This window comes from Bacillus sp. VA15 (assembly GCF_055721145.1).
Genome location: NZ_JBVQPQ010000049.1, coordinates 1 through 400, shown reverse-complemented (window position 1 = coordinate 400; position 400 = coordinate 1). Strand labels below are relative to the sequence as shown.

The 400-nt window shown below is 41.2% G+C and carries 1 protein-coding gene; it reads left to right on the top strand.

Features of this window, described 5'->3' with window-relative positions; genetic code table 11:
• Positions 1-13 precede the first annotated feature (13 nt).
• On the top strand, positions 14-400 hold a 387-nt coding region (locus AC0DBE_RS21685), incomplete at its 3' end, for an EAL domain-containing protein (RefSeq protein WP_472963774.1).

Here is a 400-nt window from a genome sequence, read left to right as displayed (position 1 = left end):
AGAAGAGTTAGCGTTGTTTAACGAGAAACTGCAATTGCTTGATACCTGTAAACTGTTTTTTATTCAGCATCAGTTAATTGCATGGATCAATATTACACCTGTAATTGTTGAATTTTTATTAAGTAATGGGAACGCTGTTTCAATACTTGAGCGTTATCCGTTTCTTGAGTTTACTGTTAATGAGAATTATCCAGGTTTAAATAACGGGAAGGACGATCTGCAACTGGCGAGAATGGCAATCCATTTTCCGCTGGTGCTGGCAAACTTTGGCGCAGGCGCAGCGTCGTTGAAAGCCGTTTATGATGGATTGTTTAAACGGGTCATTCTCGACAAGGGATTTATCCAGCAGCGTGCTTCTGAACTCTCTTTTGAGCCTTTTATGCGCGCAATCCTCTGGCAA